The 16744-nt window shown below is 60.8% G+C and carries 15 protein-coding genes; 10 read left to right on the top strand and 5 right to left on the bottom strand.

The genetic code is table 11. The features are described from left to right. The first annotated feature begins 133 nt into the window (after positions 1 to 133). Both ACWNZ1_RS03080 and ACWNZ1_RS03075 read left to right on the top strand, forming a co-directional pair. Positions 134 to 535, top strand: a complete 402-nt coding sequence (locus ACWNZ1_RS03080) for a MerR family transcriptional regulator (protein ID WP_135844615.1) — start codon at positions 134 to 136, stop codon at positions 533 to 535. Between the two features lie 139 nt (positions 536 to 674). Beyond that, positions 675 to 1574: a hydroxymethylglutaryl-CoA lyase gene (locus tag ACWNZ1_RS03075; protein WP_135844614.1), complete on the top strand. Its 900-nt coding sequence runs from the start codon at positions 675 to 677 to the stop codon at positions 1572 to 1574. A 642-nt stretch (positions 1575 to 2216) separates the two neighbouring features. Here the strand turns inward: ACWNZ1_RS03075 and ACWNZ1_RS03070 are convergent. Next, positions 2217 to 3914, bottom strand: coding sequence for an AMP-binding protein (locus ACWNZ1_RS03070; RefSeq protein WP_256452505.1), 1698 nt, complete (start codon positions 3912 to 3914; stop codon positions 2217 to 2219). A gap of 185 nt (positions 3915 to 4099) precedes the next feature. Here ACWNZ1_RS03070 and ACWNZ1_RS03065 point away from each other — a divergent pair, with 185 nt between their 5' ends. From ACWNZ1_RS03065 to ACWNZ1_RS03050, 4 genes are read left to right on the top strand one after another with little or no spacing between them, the layout of a single operon-like run. Further along, positions 4100 to 5263: an isovaleryl-CoA dehydrogenase gene (locus tag ACWNZ1_RS03065; RefSeq protein WP_135844612.1), complete on the top strand. Its 1164-nt coding sequence runs from the start codon at positions 4100 to 4102 to the stop codon at positions 5261 to 5263. An 11-nt stretch (positions 5264 to 5274) separates the two neighbouring features. Beyond that, the gene (locus tag ACWNZ1_RS03060) at positions 5275 to 6882 is read left to right on the top strand and encodes a carboxyl transferase domain-containing protein (protein WP_135844611.1); all 1608 of its coding nucleotides are present in this window, start codon (positions 5275 to 5277) and stop codon (positions 6880 to 6882) included. Positions 6883 to 6895: 13 nt separating this feature from the next. Beyond that, on the top strand, positions 6896 to 7714 hold the full coding sequence (locus tag ACWNZ1_RS03055; RefSeq protein ID WP_456027338.1) for a gamma-carboxygeranoyl-CoA hydratase: 819 nt from the start codon (positions 6896 to 6898) through the stop codon (positions 7712 to 7714). Continuing rightward, the gene (locus ACWNZ1_RS03050; protein ID WP_280944811.1) at positions 7711 to 9660 is read left to right on the top strand and encodes an acetyl/propionyl/methylcrotonyl-CoA carboxylase subunit alpha; all 1950 of its coding nucleotides are present in this window, start codon (positions 7711 to 7713) and stop codon (positions 9658 to 9660) included. The genes ACWNZ1_RS03055 and ACWNZ1_RS03050 overlap by 4 nt, the downstream gene beginning before the upstream one ends. 29 nt (positions 9661 to 9689) lie before the next feature. Here ACWNZ1_RS03050 and ACWNZ1_RS03045 read toward each other — a convergent pair whose 3' ends face one another. After that, complete coding sequence (locus tag ACWNZ1_RS03045; RefSeq protein WP_135844608.1) at positions 9690 to 10337, bottom strand: LexA family protein; 648 nt, start codon at positions 10335 to 10337, stop codon at positions 9690 to 9692. Between the two features lie 130 nt (positions 10338 to 10467). On the opposite strand from ACWNZ1_RS03045, the gene ACWNZ1_RS03040 reads away from it, so the two are divergent. Together ACWNZ1_RS03040 and ACWNZ1_RS03035 are read left to right on the top strand one after the other, a co-directional pair. Next, positions 10468 to 10809 carry a DUF6124 family protein gene (locus ACWNZ1_RS03040; protein ID WP_135844607.1) on the top strand — a complete coding sequence of 114 codons (342 nt, stop codon included), beginning with the start codon at positions 10468 to 10470 and terminating at the stop codon, positions 10807 to 10809. Positions 10810 to 11305: 496 nt separating this feature from the next. Further along, entirely contained in the window at positions 11306 to 12457 is a 1152-nt protein-coding gene (locus tag ACWNZ1_RS03035; RefSeq protein WP_135844606.1) for a M14 family metallopeptidase, read from the top strand. Positions 12458 to 12525: 68 nt separating this feature from the next. Here ACWNZ1_RS03035 and ACWNZ1_RS03030 read toward each other — a convergent pair whose 3' ends face one another. Together ACWNZ1_RS03030 and ACWNZ1_RS03025 are read right to left on the bottom strand one after the other, a co-directional pair. Further along, complete coding sequence (locus ACWNZ1_RS03030) at positions 12526 to 13062, bottom strand: cytochrome b (RefSeq protein WP_135844605.1); 537 nt, start codon at positions 13060 to 13062, stop codon at positions 12526 to 12528. Continuing rightward, positions 13059 to 14141 (bottom strand): catalase family peroxidase, encoded by a 1083-nt coding sequence (locus tag ACWNZ1_RS03025; protein WP_256452502.1) that lies wholly within the window; start codon positions 14139 to 14141, stop codon positions 13059 to 13061. Before ACWNZ1_RS03025 ends, ACWNZ1_RS03030 begins: the two co-directional genes overlap by 4 nt. A 157-nt stretch (positions 14142 to 14298) precedes the next feature. On the opposite strand from ACWNZ1_RS03025, the gene ACWNZ1_RS03020 reads away from it, so the two are divergent. Further along, positions 14299 to 14805: a sigma-70 family RNA polymerase sigma factor gene (locus ACWNZ1_RS03020; protein WP_256452501.1), complete on the top strand. Its 507-nt coding sequence runs from the start codon at positions 14299 to 14301 to the stop codon at positions 14803 to 14805. Then, positions 14802 to 15554 carry an anti-sigma factor family protein gene (locus tag ACWNZ1_RS03015; protein WP_135844602.1) on the top strand — a complete coding sequence of 251 codons (753 nt, stop codon included), beginning with the start codon at positions 14802 to 14804 and terminating at the stop codon, positions 15552 to 15554. The genes ACWNZ1_RS03020 and ACWNZ1_RS03015 overlap by 4 nt, the downstream gene beginning before the upstream one ends. 128 nt (positions 15555 to 15682) lie before the next feature. Here the strand turns inward: ACWNZ1_RS03015 and ACWNZ1_RS03010 are convergent, their stop codons facing one another. After that, positions 15683 to 16519 (bottom strand): IclR family transcriptional regulator, encoded by an 837-nt coding sequence (locus ACWNZ1_RS03010; protein WP_135844601.1) that lies wholly within the window; start codon positions 16517 to 16519, stop codon positions 15683 to 15685. Positions 16520 to 16744 lie beyond the last annotated feature (225 nt).

Genomic DNA, 16744 nt, shown 5'->3' with positions numbered 1-16744 from the left:
TGTACAACGCAGAATCTGTGGGAGCGGGCTTGCTCGCGAAGAGGCCTGTACAGGCAACGCACCTACGACTGCTTGACGCGAACGTCAACCTGCCTTTAGCTTAGCGCCAGCCCCTTTCGTTTCGAGCGCTTCCATGAGCAGCCAGACTTACAGCATCTCCGACCTCGCCCGCGAATTGGATATCACCACCCGGGCCATCCGCTTCTATGAAGAACAAGGCCTATTGAGCCCGGAGCGACGTGGCCAGGAACGTATTTACTCGCCGCGGGACAAGGTCAGCCTGAAGCTGATCCTGCGGGGCAAGCGCATCGGTTTTTCCTTGGCCGAGTGCCGCGAACTGATCGAACTCTACGACCCCACCAGCGGCAATCAGAAACAACTGCACAGCATGCTGGCGAAAATCGCCGAACGCCGGGAACAACTCGAACAGCAACTGCTGGACATCGAACAGATGAAACTCGAACTGGACACCGCCGAAGAACGCTGCATCCAGGCACTGGAGCAGACGATCAAGGGCCAGGAAATCGTCCAATAACGACGTGATTCCATTGTGGGAGCGGGCTTGCTCGCGAATGCGGACTTATCTCAGCCTATTTGGCGACTGGCACACCGCCTTCGCGAGCAAGCCCGCTCCCACAATGGATTGACACGCCCACTACTACAGGTCAATCCCCATGTCCCTCCCCTCCTTTGTACGCCTGATCGAAGTCGGCCCCCGCGACGGTCTGCAGAATGAAGCGCAACCCATCAGCGTCGCCGACAAGGTGCGCCTGGTAGACGCCTTGAGTGCCGCCGGCCTGGGTTACATCGAGGTCGGCAGTTTTGTCTCGCCCAAGTGGGTGCCGCAAATGGCCGGCTCCGCCGAGGTGTTCGCGCAGATCCAGCGCAAGCCCGGCGTCACCTATGGCGCCCTGGCACCGAACCTGCGGGGCTTTGAAGACGCGCTGGCGGCCGGCGTGAAAGAAGTGGCGGTGTTTGCCGCCGCGTCCGAAGCGTTCTCTCAGCGCAACATCAACTGTTCCATCCAGGAAAGCCTGGAGCGCTTCGCGCCGATCATGGAGGCCGCGAAGCAGCATGGGGTCAGCGTGCGCGGTTATGTGTCCTGCGTGCTGGGCTGCCCGTATGAAGGCGAGGTCAAGGCCGAGCAGGTCGCGTGGGTCGCGCGGGAACTGTACACAATGGGCTGTTACGAGGTCTCCTTGGGCGACACCATCGGCACCGGCACCGCCGGCGCCACGCGCAGGATGTTCGAGGTGGTTGGCGCACAGGTACCTCGGGACAAACTGGCCGGGCATTTCCACGACACCTACGGCCAGGCCATGGCCAACGTGTACGCCAGCCTGCTGGAAGGCATCGCGGTGTTTGACAGCTCCATCGCCGGCCTTGGTGGCTGCCCGTACGCCAAGGGCGCCAGCGGTAACGTTGCCACCGAAGACGTGCTGTACCTGCTCAACGGCTTGGGCATTGAGACCGGGGTCGACCTGGACGCATTGATCGGCGCGGGCCGGCAGATTTGTGACGTGCTTGGCCGCCCGACCGGTTCGCGCGTCGCCAAGGCCCGCGCCGCACAGTGAGGTGTTACCGCTGGCGTTGTAACAGCGGCGAAACGAGTAACACGGAAACAATTTGTCAGGTTTGGCCCGCCTGCTTTTTGCAGCAAAAAACATAACTCATTGATTTATATATAGTTTTAAAAGTTGGCACGCCACCTGCTATATCTCTGACATAACAAGAATAAAAAAACGCAGCAAACCCAATAAAAACAAGACGAAACGACTCTGACATAACAAAAACAACACGGCAGAGACGCAGCTAACAGATTTTTTTGGAGAGGATGTGCTTTTCAGGGTGCTTTCAGGAGCAACCCGCAACCGGGCAGAGAACAATAAAACTACCTTCAGGTAGCTCCCGAATCGGTTGGATCGCCAGGCGAAAAAGCAGATCAGCGCTCAAAAAAATACGTTTGCTCTTGATCCCGGATGGGGATCGCCAAAAACAGCGGTAAAGGGTCACGGCTCCCAAAAACAACAACAGGCCGCCCCTCAATAATAAAAAAAGAGCACGCGACGACAAAATTAAAGGGGAGCTTCGGCTCCCCTTTGTGCTGTCTGGTGTTTAAGTTTTCCGGGACGATTCATGAAGGCGGTGTGTCAGCCATATCGCCTTGGCCGATACACCGCATTCGCGAACAAGCCCGCTCCCACAGGGGATTTTGCTCAGTCTCCCTTTTCGCGCAGTTCTTCAATGCTGATTTCGCGCATGCGAAATTTCTGGATCTTGCCGGTGACGGTCATCGGAAATTCTTCGACGAACTTGAAATAACGCGGCGTCTTGAAGTGGGCGATACGTTCCTTGCACCAGGCTTGCAGCTCCTGCTCGGTGGCGCTGTGACCGGGGTGGAATTTGATCCAGGCGACGATTTCTTCGCCGTAGCGCGAGCATGGGATGCCGATCACTTGCACGTCCGCCACCGCCGGGTGGGTGAAGAAGAACTCTTCCAGCTCACGCGGGTAAACATTCTCACCGCCGCGAATAATCATGTCCTTGTTGCGTCCGACAATGCGGACATAACCCTGCTCGTCCATGGTCGCCAGGTCGCCGGTGTGCATCCAGTTGTCCTGGTCTATGGCCTCGGCGGTGCCCTTGGGGTTGTTCCAGTAACCGAGCATCACGCTGTAACCGCGGGTACACAACTCGCCGATGGTGCCACGGGGAACGATCTCGCCAGCCTCATCGACGATCTTGCTTTCCAGTTGCGGCTGGGTGCGGCCCACGGTGGTGACGCGCAACTCCAGTTCATCCGCAGGACCGGTCTGCAATGACACCGGACTGGTTTCCGTCATGCCGTAGGCAATTTGCACCTCGGCCATGTGCATCTCATTGATGACCCGCCGCATCACTTCGATCGGGCACGTGGCCCCGGCCATGATCCCGGTGCGCAGGCTGGACAGGTCGAACTCACCCCTTTGCGGCTGATCCAGCATGGCGATGAACATGGTGGGTACGCCATACAGCGCCGTGGCTTTTTCCTCGGCGACGGTCTTTAGCGTCAATAACGGATCGAAGGCATCGTTGGGGTAGATCATGGTGCTGCCATGGGTCATGCAGCCCAGGTTACCCATGACCATGCCAAAGCAGTGGTAGAGCGGCACCGGAATCACCAGCCGGTCGGCGGCGACCAGGCCCAGGCTTTCGCCGACCATGTAGCCGTTATTGAGGATGTTGCGGTGGCTGAGGGTCGCGCCCTTGGGAAAACCGGTGGTGCCGGAGGTGTACTGGATATTCACCGGTTGATCGAAATGCAGGCTGGCCTGGCGCTCGGCCAGTTGTTCAGATGTAGTCGCTGCGCCAAGGGCGGCCAATTGCGACCAGGGCAGAAAGCCTGGCGGCGGCTGAAGATCGAGGCTGATCACGCCTCGCAGGTCCGGCAAACATTCACTCTGCAACTGGCCGATCGATTGTTCCGCCAACTCCGGGGCCAGCGATTGCAGCATAGCGTGATAATCCGACGTCTTGAACGCCCCGGCGCACACCAGCCATTGGCAGCCGGATTGTTTGAGCACGTACTCCAGCTCCGAGGTGCGGTAGGCCGGGTTGATGTTGACCAGGATCACACCGATCTTCGCACTGGCGAACTGGCTGATGCACCACTGGGCACAATTGGGTGCCCACACACCGAGGCGATCGCCGGCTTTCAAACCCAATGCCAACAAGGCTCGGGCATGCAGGTCGACGGCTTCGGCCAGTTGTCGCCAGGTGTAACGCAGCGATTGATGGCGAACCACCAGCGCCTCGCCCTCCGGATGGCGGGCCACTGTCTGGTCGAAAGCCTGGCCGATGGTTTGCGCCAACAACGCCTTGGCCTGGGAGCCACGGGTGTAGCTGAATTGCGAATGCGAACCGGATTGATCCATGACGCCCCCTCTTGTCTTTATTAGTGGGTGTAGCGGTGAACCTGATGCAGAGCGCACTTACTCTGGCTCAAGTTGACGTTAACGTAAAGGGCGATTGACAGCCATCCGTCACAGGCTTACGTTAACGTAAAGGTGAGAGCCACTCTTCAGCTCTCCGCACCCGATAAAAAAGCCAAAGGTGTCCCATGAGCTACCCATCCCTGAACTTTGCCCTCGGCGAAACCATCGACATGCTGCGCGACCAGGTTCAGTCCTTCGTCGCCAAAGAGATCGCTCCACGCGCCGCTCAGATCGACATCGACAACCTGTTCCCCGCCGACCTGTGGCGCAAGTTTGGCGACATGGGCCTGCTGGGCATTACGGTCGCGGAAGAATACGGCGGTGCCGGCCTGGGCTATCTGGCCCACGTGGTGGCGATGGAAGAAATCAGCCGCGGCTCGGCTTCGGTCGCCCTCTCCTACGGCGCCCACTCCAACCTCTGCGTGAACCAGATCAACCGCAACGGCAATCATGAGCAGAAGACCAAATACCTGCCCAAGTTGATCAGCGGCGAACACGTTGGCGCCCTGGCCATGAGCGAGCCGAACGCCGGCTCCGACGTGGTCTCGATGAAGCTGCGCGCCGACAAGCGTGGCGATCATTACGTACTCAACGGCAGCAAGACCTGGATCACCAACGGTCCCGACGCCAACACCTACGTGATCTACGCCAAGACCGACCTGGAAAAAGGCCCCCACGGCATCACCGCCTTCATCGTCGAGCGTGACTGGAAAGGCTTCAGCCGCAGCAACAAGTTCGACAAGCTCGGAATGCGCGGCTCGAACACCTGCGAGCTGTTTTTCGATGACGTTGAAGTGCCGGAAGAGAACATCCTCGGCGCGCTCAATGGCGGCGTGAAAGTGCTGATGAGCGGCCTCGATTACGAGCGCGTGGTGCTCTCGGGCGGCCCCACCGGGATCATGCAGGCCTGCATGGACCTGATCGTGCCGTACATCCACGACCGCAAGCAGTTCGGCCAGAGCATCGGCGAATTCCAGCTGATCCAGGGCAAGGTCGCCGACATGTACACCCAGCTCAACGCCAGCCGCGCCTACCTGTATGCGGTGGCCCAGGCTTGTGAGCGCGGCGAAACCACCCGCAAGGACGCCGCCGGGGTGATCCTCTACAGCGCCGAACGCGCCACGCAAATGGCCCTCGACGCGATCCAGATCCTCGGCGGCAACGGCTACATCAATGAATTCCCCGCCGGTCGTCTGCTGCGTGACGCCAAGCTGTACGAAATCGGTGCTGGCACCAGTGAGATTCGTCGGATGTTGATCGGCCGCGAACTGTTCAACGAAACCCGCTAACGGAGCTGACCATGGCCACGCTACACACTCAGCTCAACCCCCGTTCGCCGGATTTCATCGCCAACCGCGATGCGATGCTCAAACAGGTCGAGGCCCTGCACACCTTGCTCGCACAAGTGCAGCAAGGTGGCGGCCCCAAGGCCCAGGAGCGCCACACTTCGCGGGGCAAACTGCTGCCCCGTGAGCGCATCAATCGGCTGCTGGATCCCGGATCACCGTTTCTGGAAATCAGCCCGTTGGCGGCCTATGAAGTCTATGGCGAAGACGTGCCAGCGGCTGGGGTGATTGCCGGGATCGGCCGCGTGGAGGGCGTCGAGTGCATGATTGTCGCCAACGACGCGACGGTCAAAGGCGGCTCCTACTATCCGCTGACAGTGAAAAAACACCTGCGCGCCCAGACCATCGCCCAGCAGAATCGCCTGCCCTGCATTTACCTGGTGGATTCGGGCGGCGCCAACCTGCCGCGCCAGGACGAAGTGTTCCCGGACCGCGAGCACTTCGGGCGGATCTTCTTCAACCAGGCCAACATGAGTGCCCAGGGCATCCCGCAGATCGCCGTGGTCATGGGCTCCTGCACCGCCGGTGGCGCCTACGTGCCAGCGATGGCTGACGAAGCGATCATGGTCCGCCAGCAAGCCACGATTTTTCTCGCCGGCCCACCCCTGGTGAAAGCCGCCACCGGTGAAGTGGTGAGTGCCGAAGACCTGGGCGGTGCCGATGTGCATTGCAAGATTTCTGGCGTCGCCGACCACTACGCCGACAGCGATGAACACGCCCTTGCCATTGCCCGCCGCAGCGTGGCCAACCTCAACTGGCGCAAACTCGGTGACGTGCAGCAACGCCAACCCATCGCTCCGTTGTATGCGAGCGATGAGCTGTACGGCGTGGTGTCGGCCGACGCCAAGCAACCGTTCGATGTGCGCGAAGTGATCGCACGCCTGGTGGACGGTTCGGTGTTCGACGAGTTCAAGGCGCTGTTCGGCACGACGCTGGTGTGCGGCTTCGCCCACTTGCACGGCTACCCGATCGCGATCCTGGCCAACAACGGCATCCTGTTTGCCGAAGCGGCGCAGAAAGGCGCGCACTTCATCGAACTGGCCTGTCAACGTGGTATTGCGCTGCTGTTCCTGCAGAACATCACCGGCTTCATGGTCGGGCAGAAATACGAAGCCGGTGGCATCGCCAAGCACGGCGCGAAGCTGGTGACGGCGGTGGCTTGCGCCAAGGTACCGAAATTCACCGTGATCATCGGCGGCAGTTTCGGCGCCGGTAACTATGGCATGTGCGGCCGGGCCTACGACCCACGGTTCCTGTGGATGTGGCCGAATGCACGGATTGGCGTGATGGGCGCCGAGCAGGCGGCAGGTGTGTTGGTGCAGGTCAAGCGCGAACAGGCCGAACGCAGCGGCCATCCTTTCAGCGCTGCCCAGGAAGCTGAGATCAAGCAACCGATTCTCGATCAGTACGAAGAACAGGGTCACCCCTACTATTCCAGCGCACGGCTGTGGGACGACGGCGTCATCGACCCGGCCCAGACCCGCGACGTACTGGGCCTCGCCTTGTCTGCGTCACTGAACGCGCCCATCGAACCGAGCCGCTTCGGCGTGTTCCGGATGTAAACGGGGAATGCCCATGGATAACTTCAATACCCTCGAACTGCTCACCGACCCGCGTGGCGTCGCCACCCTGTGGCTGAGCCGCGAGTCGAAAAACAACGCGTTCAACGCTGAAATGATCCGCGAACTGATCCTCGCCCTGGATCAGGTCAGCGGCGATCCGAGCCTGCGCTTCCTGCTGATCCGCGGGCGTGGCAAACATTTCAGCGCCGGCGCCGACCTGGCCTGGATGCAGCAATCGGCCGAGCTCGACTATCACACCAACCTCGACGACGCCCGGGAACTGGCGGAGCTGATGTACAACCTCGCCAAGCTGAAAATCCCTACGTTGGCGGTCGTCCAAGGTGCGGCGTTTGGGGGTGCGCTGGGGCTGATCAGCGCCTGCGACATGGCCATTGGCGCCGATGAAGCGCAGTTCTGCCTGTCGGAAGTACGCATTGGCCTGGCGCCGGCGGTGATCAGCCCGTTCGTGGTGCAAGCCATAGGCGAACGGGCGGCCCGGCGTTACGCCCTGACCGCTGAACGCTTCGGCGGGCAACGTGCGAAAGAAATCGGTTTGCTGTCGGAAAGTTACCCGGCCGAGACCCTGGATCAGCAGGTCGAGCAATGGATCGACAACCTGTTGCTCAACAGCCCGGCGGCCATGCGCGCCAGCAAGGAACTGTTGCGCGAAGTCGGTAACGGCGCCCTCACCCCGGCGCTGCGGCGCTACACCGAAAACGCCATCGCCCGCATCCGTGTCAGCCCGGAGGGCCAGGAAGGGTTACGAGCCTTCCTGCAAAAACGTGCGCCGAACTGGCAAGCCGAGTCGAATCATAAGGAGCCGCGTCGATGAGCGCCCCTGTCCTCACTACTTTGCTGGTGGCCAACCGTGGTGAAATCGCCTGCCGCGTAATGCGCACCGCCAAAGCCATGGGCCTGACCACTGTGGCCGTGCACAGCGCCACCGACCGCGATGCGCGCCACAGCCGTGAAGCCGACATTCGCGTCGACCTGGGCGGCAGCAAGGCCACCGACAGCTACCTGCAAATCGACAAGCTGATCGCCGCCGCCCTGGCCAGTGGCGCCCAGGCGATCCATCCGGGTTATGGCTTTCTGTCGGAGAATGCCGGGTTCGCCCGCGCCATCGAAAACGCCGGGTTGATCTTCCTCGGCCCGCCCGCCTCGGCCATCGACGCCATGGGCAGCAAGTCCGCGGCCAAGGCCTTGATGGAAACCGCCGGCGTGCCCCTGGTGCCCGGCTATCACGGCGAAGCCCAAGACCTCGACACCTTCCGCGACGCCTGTGAACGCATCGGTTATCCCGTGCTGCTCAAGGCCACTGCCGGTGGTGGCGGCAAAGGCATGAAAGTGGTCGAAGACGTCAGCCAGCTGGCCGAAGCCCTTGCCTCGGCCCAGCGTGAAGCGCAATCGTCATTCGGCGATTCGCGGATGCTGGTGGAGAAATACCTGCTCAAGCCGCGCCACGTTGAGATCCAGGTGTTCGCCGATCAGCACGGCAACTGCCTGTACCTCAACGAGCGCGATTGCTCGATTCAGCGTCGGCACCAGAAGGTCGTCGAAGAAGCCCCGGCGCCGGGCCTGAGTCCGCAACTGCGACGAGCCATGGGCGAAGCTGCGGTGCGCTCGGCACAAGCCATCGGTTATGTCGGCGCCGGTACCGTGGAATTCTTGCTGGATGCGCGCGGCGAGTTTTTCTTCATGGAGATGAACACGCGCCTGCAAGTCGAACACCCGGTGACCGAAGCCATTACCGGCCTCGATCTGGTGGCCTGGCAGATTCGCGTGGCGCGTGGCGAAGCGCTGCCGATGACTCAGGACGAGGTGCCTTTGATCGGCCACGCCATCGAAGTGCGGCTGTACGCCGAAGACCCGGCCAACGATTTCCTGCCGGCCACCGGACGCCTGGCGCTGTATCGCGAATCAGCCGAAGGGCCGGGGCGGCGGGTCGACAGTGGCGTGGAAGAAGGTGATGAGATCTCGCCGTTCTACGACCCGATGCTCGGTAAGCTGATCGCCTGGGGCGAGGACCGTGAACAGGCGCGGTTACGGCTATTGAGCATGCTCGACGAATTTGCCATTGGCGGACTGAAAACCAATATCGGGTTCCTGCGACGCATCGTCGCTCACCCCGCCTTCGCGGCGGCGGAGCTGGACACTGGATTTATCCCACGCTATCAGGCGCAATTACTGCCAGAGCCTGGCGAATTGAATGATGATTTCTGGCGCGCTGCGGCCCACGGTTTTGCCTTGAGTCTGACGCCACGTGTACGAGCCGATGACGCCCACTCGCCCTGGGCCAACGTCGCCGGGCTGCGCCTGGGACTGCCAAGGGAAACCACCCTGCACTTGAGCTGCGAAGGACAGGATCGCGCGATGACGCTGGACGTTACAGCGGGTAGCGCGGAGTTCAAGGGCGAGCAACTGCTGATCGAGCACCACGGCCTGCGCCGTAGACATCGGGCCATCCGCCAGGGCGACAGCCTGTATCTGCAATGGGAAGGTGACCTGCACCGAGTCGATCTGTACGACCCGTTGGCCGCTGCCGAAGCCAGCCACAGCCATCAAGGCGGCCTGACCGCCCCCATGAACGGCAGCATCGTCCGGGTATTGGTGAGCGTCGGCCAAACGGTGGAAACCGGGGCGCAACTGGTGGTGCTGGAAGCGATGAAAATGGAGCACAGCATTCGTGCGCCCAAGGCCGGCGTGATCAAGGCGCTGTATTGCCAGGAAGGTGAAATGGTCAGCGAAGGCAGCGCACTGGTGGCGTTCGAAGAATAGGCATCGACCCGTATGCCGGGTCGATCCAGTTAGAACCTGATGGTGGCCTGCACGACCACACCGATGATGCGGCATTGTTCGGTGTACAGGTTTTTCGGGTAAGTCGGATTGAGCGGAACCAGATAACGCTGGCCGCTCTCTTCGATCAATTTGCGAAAGGTCGCATCGCTGCTGCCAGGCAGTTGCGCGACCACCAGTTTGCCGGGCACCGCTTCGATGGCCGGGTCGATCAGGATCGACATCCCCTCGGGAATGCTCAACCCGCTCGGTGCGGTCATCGCATCGCCAACCACCACCAGCCAGAACGCGTCGCCCTGGGCATGGTAATCCGTCAGCTCATAGCGCGCCTTGTCGTAGGTCGCGAGCTCGCCTTCGCGGATTTCACCCACCTCGCTCCAATCGCTCACCGGGTAACGGAAGTACGGATTGTACTTCTGCGCCAGGGCCATGCCTTCGTCGGTCGAAGTATCCGGCTCGCGAATCACCATCGCCACTTCCAGAAACTCCAGCCCCAGCTCCTGCAGGACCCGATTCATGTCTTCGACACTGGGCTGCCGGCGCTTGGTCAGCCAATGGCCGACACCGCCCTGGGACATGCCCAAACGTTCTGCGAGCACCACTTGCGTGACGCGCAGCTCCTTCATCTTGGCCTTGACCAACTCTATCCATTTATCCATGTGCGGCACGATACGTGGCTGTCTCCGACCATCAAAACACAAATTGTAGTATTTAAATTATCGTCACAATTACGATAGGTACTATTCTGGGTTCAGGACTTCAGCCCCCCATACGGAGAATCTCGACACCATGGACACACCCAACAAGGATCAGCCCAACAACCCTTTCGACAGCTCGTTCCCCTCGCTGCAGGATTGCCCGGCGGCCCAACGCGCCCTCGACTACTACTTGAAACCAGGTGTTTCGGATGCTCCGGCAGAGCATCGCTTCTTCGACGTAAATCGCAACATCAGCTCAGAAGAAGCCCTGGTTCACGCTTGTGATCTGCTGCGCTGCGCGGCGGCCACCGCCCACGAATCCGCCAACCGGCTGGATGGTTCGAGCCGGGACCTGGCATTTTCAGTGGTGCATATGATTGATCTGGTCAAGGTGATGCTTGACCGGTCCCTGGATGGCTACCCTACTCGCTAGGCGTAGCACAGGGGAATGGCGCCGCAAATGCGGGCGAAAGGAAATATTTTCCAATCGATGCGATAAAACCATTTGACTTGCAAATGATAATGATTATTATTGCATCAGCTGGTCGCGAGATCAGTCGATAGGCCAGAAGACCTTAGGTCGGACTTCTGGAATATCTCCTCATCAGGCTAATCACGGTTTTTGACCCGGCTTTTTGCCGGGTCTTTTTTTGCCGATTTTTCGGCTTATGGCTTCAGGCTAATGAAGTCTTTGGGTGTCGCTAATTCGGTGGCGGCGATGATAGCAAATGAGTATCCATTTACAAGTGTTCCCCCCCCCGCCTCAGCCGCGAAAGCGATCGATAGGCAGCTACTTGAGAATCCACTGCTGACTCTCTAAGCTGCGTTGGCGTCCAGGGAGGGCGCCCCCTTCTTCAAATGACTCAAATCGTCCGGTTTTGCCTTTCTTGCGTGTAAAGTAACGGCCATGAAAATCCTTTTCAGGAGCCGTGACCGTGGCTAAATCCTCTTTCGATATCAGCGCCAATTTTGACAGCGGCAACATTGAAGTCGTCGACATCAGCAACCCGCTGCAGTCGCTGCTGAAGATCCGACCCGACACCCGCAGCGCTCACTTTCAATGGTTCCACTTCAAGGCCAGCGGCCTGCATGTCGGCCAGGAATATTCCTTCCGCCTGCTCAATGCCAGTCAATCGTCCTACAACAAGGCTTGGACCGGCTACCAGACCGTTGCCTCCTACGATCACGTCAACTGGTTCCGTATTCCCACGCAGTTTGAAGGCGACGCCCTGCGCTTTCACCTAGAGGCCGAACAACCTCATGCCTGGTTCGCCTACTTCGAACCCTACAGCCGTGGCCGTCATGATTGGTTGATCGAGCAAGCGTTGCACAAGGCCGGTACCGAACTGCTGGCCGTCGGTAAAAGTGCGCAAGGCCGTGACATTCAATTGCTGCGCAAGGGCAGCGGTGCCGAAGGTCGGCGCAAGGTCTGGATCATCGCCCAGCAGCACCCTGGCGAGCACATGGCCGAATGGTTCATGGAAGGCGTGATCGAACGCCTCCAGCATCAGGATGATCCGCAACTGGGACAATTGCTGGCCAAGGCCGATCTGTATCTGGTGCCGAACATGAACCCGGACGGCGCGTTCCACGGTCATTTGCGTACCAATGCCCTGGGCCAGGACCTCAACCGTGCCTGGCAGAACGCCAGTCCGGAAATCAGCCCGGAGGTGTTTTTCGTACAGCAGCAAATGGAAAAGTACGGGGTCGATCTGTTCCTCGATGTGCATGGCGATGAGGAAATCCCCCATGTCTTCACCGCCGCATGTGAAGGTAATCCGGGTTACACGCCGCGTATTGCCCAACTCGAAGAGCGCTTTCGCAGCCATCTCAAACACCAGACCAAAGACTTCCAGACCGCTCACGGCTACACCCGCGACGAACCGGGCCAGGCCAACATGACCCTGGCCTGCAACGCGGTCGGTCAGAAATACGATTGCTTGTCCCTGACCCTGGAAATGCCGTTCAAAGACCACGACGACCACCCGAACCCGCTGACCGGCTGGTCCGGCAAGCGCTCGATGCAATTGGGCAAGGATGTGTTGAGCACCGTCGCGGACATGGTCGACGAATTGCGCTGACGTTCAATTTAACGACATGAATAGATTCCGTGGCGAGGGAGCAAGCTCCCTCGCCACGGTTTCCTCTATTAGCCCTTACCTCGCAACATACTGTCCAACACCTCATCCCGGCGCACCCAACCGTGAAACAACGCCGCCGCCAAATGCACCAGCACGGTCAGGAACAACAGATAGGCCAGGTACCCGTGGGCCTTGCGCAGCAGTGCGAAGGTCTGGGCGTCCGCCGGCAGGATCGCGGGCAGTTGCAACGAATGACTGAGCATCACCGGGTCCCCCGCTGCCGAAATCATGCCCCAGCCCAGTAGCGGCAGGACGAGCATCAAAGCGTACAACAGCACATGCGAAGCTCTGGCCGCCAACACCTGCCAACTTGGCAAATCGGCCGGCAGCGGCGGCTGTCGGGTGGAAAAGCGCACCACCAGGCGCACGACTACCAGCAACAGAATCGCAATGCCCAACGGCTTGTGCAGTTGCAGCAGCCATTCATGGCGCTCGGACACCGAGGCGACCATGCCAGCGCCGATAAACAGCATGGCGATGATCATCAATGCCATCAGCCAGTGCAGCAGCCGGGCCAATGGTGCAAAGTGACGAGGGGCGCTCATGGGCGGGACTCCTGGTTAGCGGGCAATTGGCTGACTTCGCTGGTACGCCGCAGATAGGAACTGGCATAGGCGGCGGAACGCGCGGCCAACAGCGGGTCCTCGGAACCCTCGATCCCGCTGGGCAGGATCAGCGGGTCATAGTTGATATCGCGGCACTCGCCGTTGTCCTGCGCCTGGGTGCGCTCGAGCACCAGCGTGCCGGCATTGAGTACCTTGCGATCAGACGGCCAGGCCTTGCTGGCATCGTTCACCGGGTCGCCAGGATTGGCCAAGGTGATGTTCAACTGCCAGCGCAACGGCCCGGCAGCCAGACGCTTCACCAGATCCTGCCCCAGAAAGTCGGCCCCCTGGGGTGGGGTGGCGTCCGCTACGTCCTGGCTCATCGGCACCACGCCCCAGCGCACGGCCTGGCGCTGCCCTGTCGAGTTGACCAGGTAGAACGCATTGATGCCGTTGTAGGTTTCGGTGGCATAGCTGGCCGATGGTTTGGCGGTCTTGATCCATTGCAGGAACGGTACAGCTTCCGGGTGCGCGGCAAAGAACGCTGGCACCGCCGCCGGGTTCGGTTTCCCCGTGGCCGGATCCGGCGACTGGGCCTGTTGCAATTGATAGAACGCTTCAGGCGTACCCACCGGGAACACCGGCATGCTGTTCATGCCCGTGCGCCATTGCTGGCCGTTGGCCTGGGTAAAACGCAACGCCAGACTGCGAATCGGGACGCTGCCGTCCGGTGCATAGGGGTTGCCGCTGGGCAGGGCGAAACGCCCGACCACCGGCGTTCGCGCCGCCATGAACACCTGCGCGCTGGAATAGGCGCGGGCCTGGTCGGTGCTTTCGAAATAGCCGGCGACGCAGACACCCTTCGAGTGATTGCGCCGAAAGCCCGGGTGAACACCGTTATTTTTTTCCAACACGTTGACCAGCGCATTCGGTGTCAGACGTTGCGGGTCAAAGGTGCCATTGACGTAGGCAAAGGCCCCGGCCAGCGCGGCGACGATCACCGCGATGCCGCTCAGGCGCAGCGTCAGGCTGGCGGCGCTCAGCGGCGGCCGACTCGGCGAAGAGGAAGGGTCAACCATAAGAAAGCTCCAGCGCTTGCGGAAAGAACCCGTGAGACGAAGGCCTGACAGGTTTATTCCCACGCCTCGTATTTATTTTTCCTGCGCTGGAATAATCTCGTTCGCGGATCGTCTTTCCAGTCCAGGCGCAGTGACTGCCCCAAGAAGCCACACTCCCATGAACGAACTCGACGAACAGTTGCGCATCCTCATCCCCCGGCTACGGCGGTTTGCCGTGTCGCTGACGCGCAACTCCAGCAACGCCGATGACCTGGTGCAGATGTGCCTGGAGCGGGCGCTGTCCAAATGGGACGACAAGCGCCCTGACGGCGACCTGCGGGCCTGGCTGTTTTCGATTCTTTATCGGCAGTTTCTCGATGCCCATCGCCGTTCCCGGCGATATGCGCGCATGCTGGAATTTTTCACCGGCCGCAACGATGCCCATCCTTCGGCCGAACGCAGCGTGATTGCGCAATCGTCCCTGCAGGCCTTCGACCAACTCTCCACTGAACAACGTGCACTGTTGTTATGGGTGTCGGTGGAAGGCTTGAGTTACCAGCAAGTCGCCGACATCCTCGGTGTACCGACCGGTACGGTGATGTCACGCCTGTCTCGCGCCCGCCAGGCCCTGCGCCAACTCAGCGACGGCGAAATCACCCGCCCTACCCTGCGGATACTCAAATGATCAGCATGCCCCCCAGCGACAGCGACCTGCACGCCTACGTCGATCGCCAGCTGAGCGAGGCCGACCAGCGTCTGATGGACACTTACCTCGCCGGTCACCCCGAGGTTGCCGCCCGGGTCCGCGCCTGGCAACAGGACGCGCAACACCTGCGCACGGCCCTGAGTGGAGCCTTGCAGCGGCCGGCCAACCCGGATCTCGACCCGGCCATGATTCGCCAGCGCCTGAAACATCGATCCCGCCGCCACCTGGCCAGCGCAGCAGTGTTGTTGCTGGCGGTCAGTGTGGGCGGGTTCAGCGGCTGGAAGGCGCGGGAGATGACCATTCTCAGCGCCGTAGCCCCCATGGCTGACGCACTACAGGCGTACCGACTGTTCGCCCAACAGGGCATCCTTCCGGCCGATTACCAAACCGGCGACGAGCAGAGCATGCAAGGTTGGCTCGACCGTTACTTCACCCAGGCCAACCGGCTGCCAGACCTGTCGGGCGCCGGTTTCAAGCCGGTCAGCGGTCGCTTGCTCAGCACCGAGCAAGGGGCGGCGGCCATGGTGGTTTATCAAGACCCAAGCGGCCAGAAGATCAGCTTCTACGTGCGCCCACCGGGCCCGAAAAACTTCCTGCTGCCCCGTGGCAGCCGCCGCGACGGCGAGCTGCAGGCCGAGTATTGGTCCGGGCCGGGATACAACTATGCGATGGTCATACCCAGTGATACGCCGGCGGCGCAAAAGCTCAAGCAGACCCTGAATTTCTGAGCACAGCAGATCCCCTGTAGGAGCGGGCTTGCTCGCGAAGGCGCTGGCACATTCAACATCAATGTCGTTTGACACACCGCTTTCGCGAGCAAGCCCGCTCTCACAGGGGTCGGGGATGTCCGTGAAACTCAACCCTGCCCAAACACCTGCGAAGGCCTGCGCAGCAGCGGGTCGAACGGGTTGACTCGCGGTCCGATCAGCGCCGCTTCGCGCTTGAGCATTTCCACCACCGTCGGCAAGCGATCGGGCCCCAGTCGATCGCTCACTGTTGCCACGCTCAAGGCCGCCACGGCACGGCCGTCACGGTCCAGGATCGGCACGGCCACCCCGGCCATGCCCTGCAACACGCCTGTATTGCGTCCGGCATAGCCCAGTGCGCGCACGTTCTCTACTTCCGTGCGCAGGAAGACTTCGTCGTACAAATGGAAATCCTTGAGCCGGGGCAGGTTGTAATGAATCACCGTGTCGCGCTCCTCTTCCGGCAGGAACGCGAGGATGGCCAGGCTGCCCTGCCCCACGCCCAGAGCCACTCGCCCGCCAATGTCGCCGGTGAATGTGCGGATCGGGAACGGCCCTTCACTACGGTCCAGGCAAATGGCATCGAACCCACTGCGCGCCAGCAAAAACAACGAGTCCCCCAAGGACGCCGACAGCCGCAGCATGGCAGGTCGCGCAAGATCACGCAGGTTGCCAGAGTTGCCGGCACGGGCGGCCAAGGCAAAGAAGTCCAGGCTCAAGCGATAGCGTTTGCTGCGCGCGTCCTGCTCGACCATGCCCTCGTCCATCAGGCTGCGCAGCAAGCGATGGGTGGTGGGCTGGGACAGGCCGATGCGTTGTGCCAATTGCGTCACCCGCTCGCCGCCTTCGACGGTGTCCCCCAGGCTACGCAACACGGCGAACAATCTGGAGACAGCGCCAACCCCGACCTCAGACTTCGCATCATTCCGATCAGTGGAATCTGACATTTAATTTTCCATCAATAAATTTACTCACCGAATGAAACTGAAAATAGTCTTCGCTTCAGTGAAATAGGCCATTGAGCCCATCCTATTCTTCGTCCTACTCTGCGTCCAGACAGGGGCGATCCGAACAACAACGGCAGCCGACACAAGCTCGAGCGCCAACGCACCCCGCAGCATCCTTTCGTATCTGCCCATAAAAAAGCGCGCCTCACGGCGACGCATAACAAT

The organism is Pseudomonas sp. CFBP 5748, from assembly GCF_053850495.1.
Note: the sequence above shows the minus strand (reverse complement) of the source record. Positions and strands in the feature narration are given on the sequence as shown.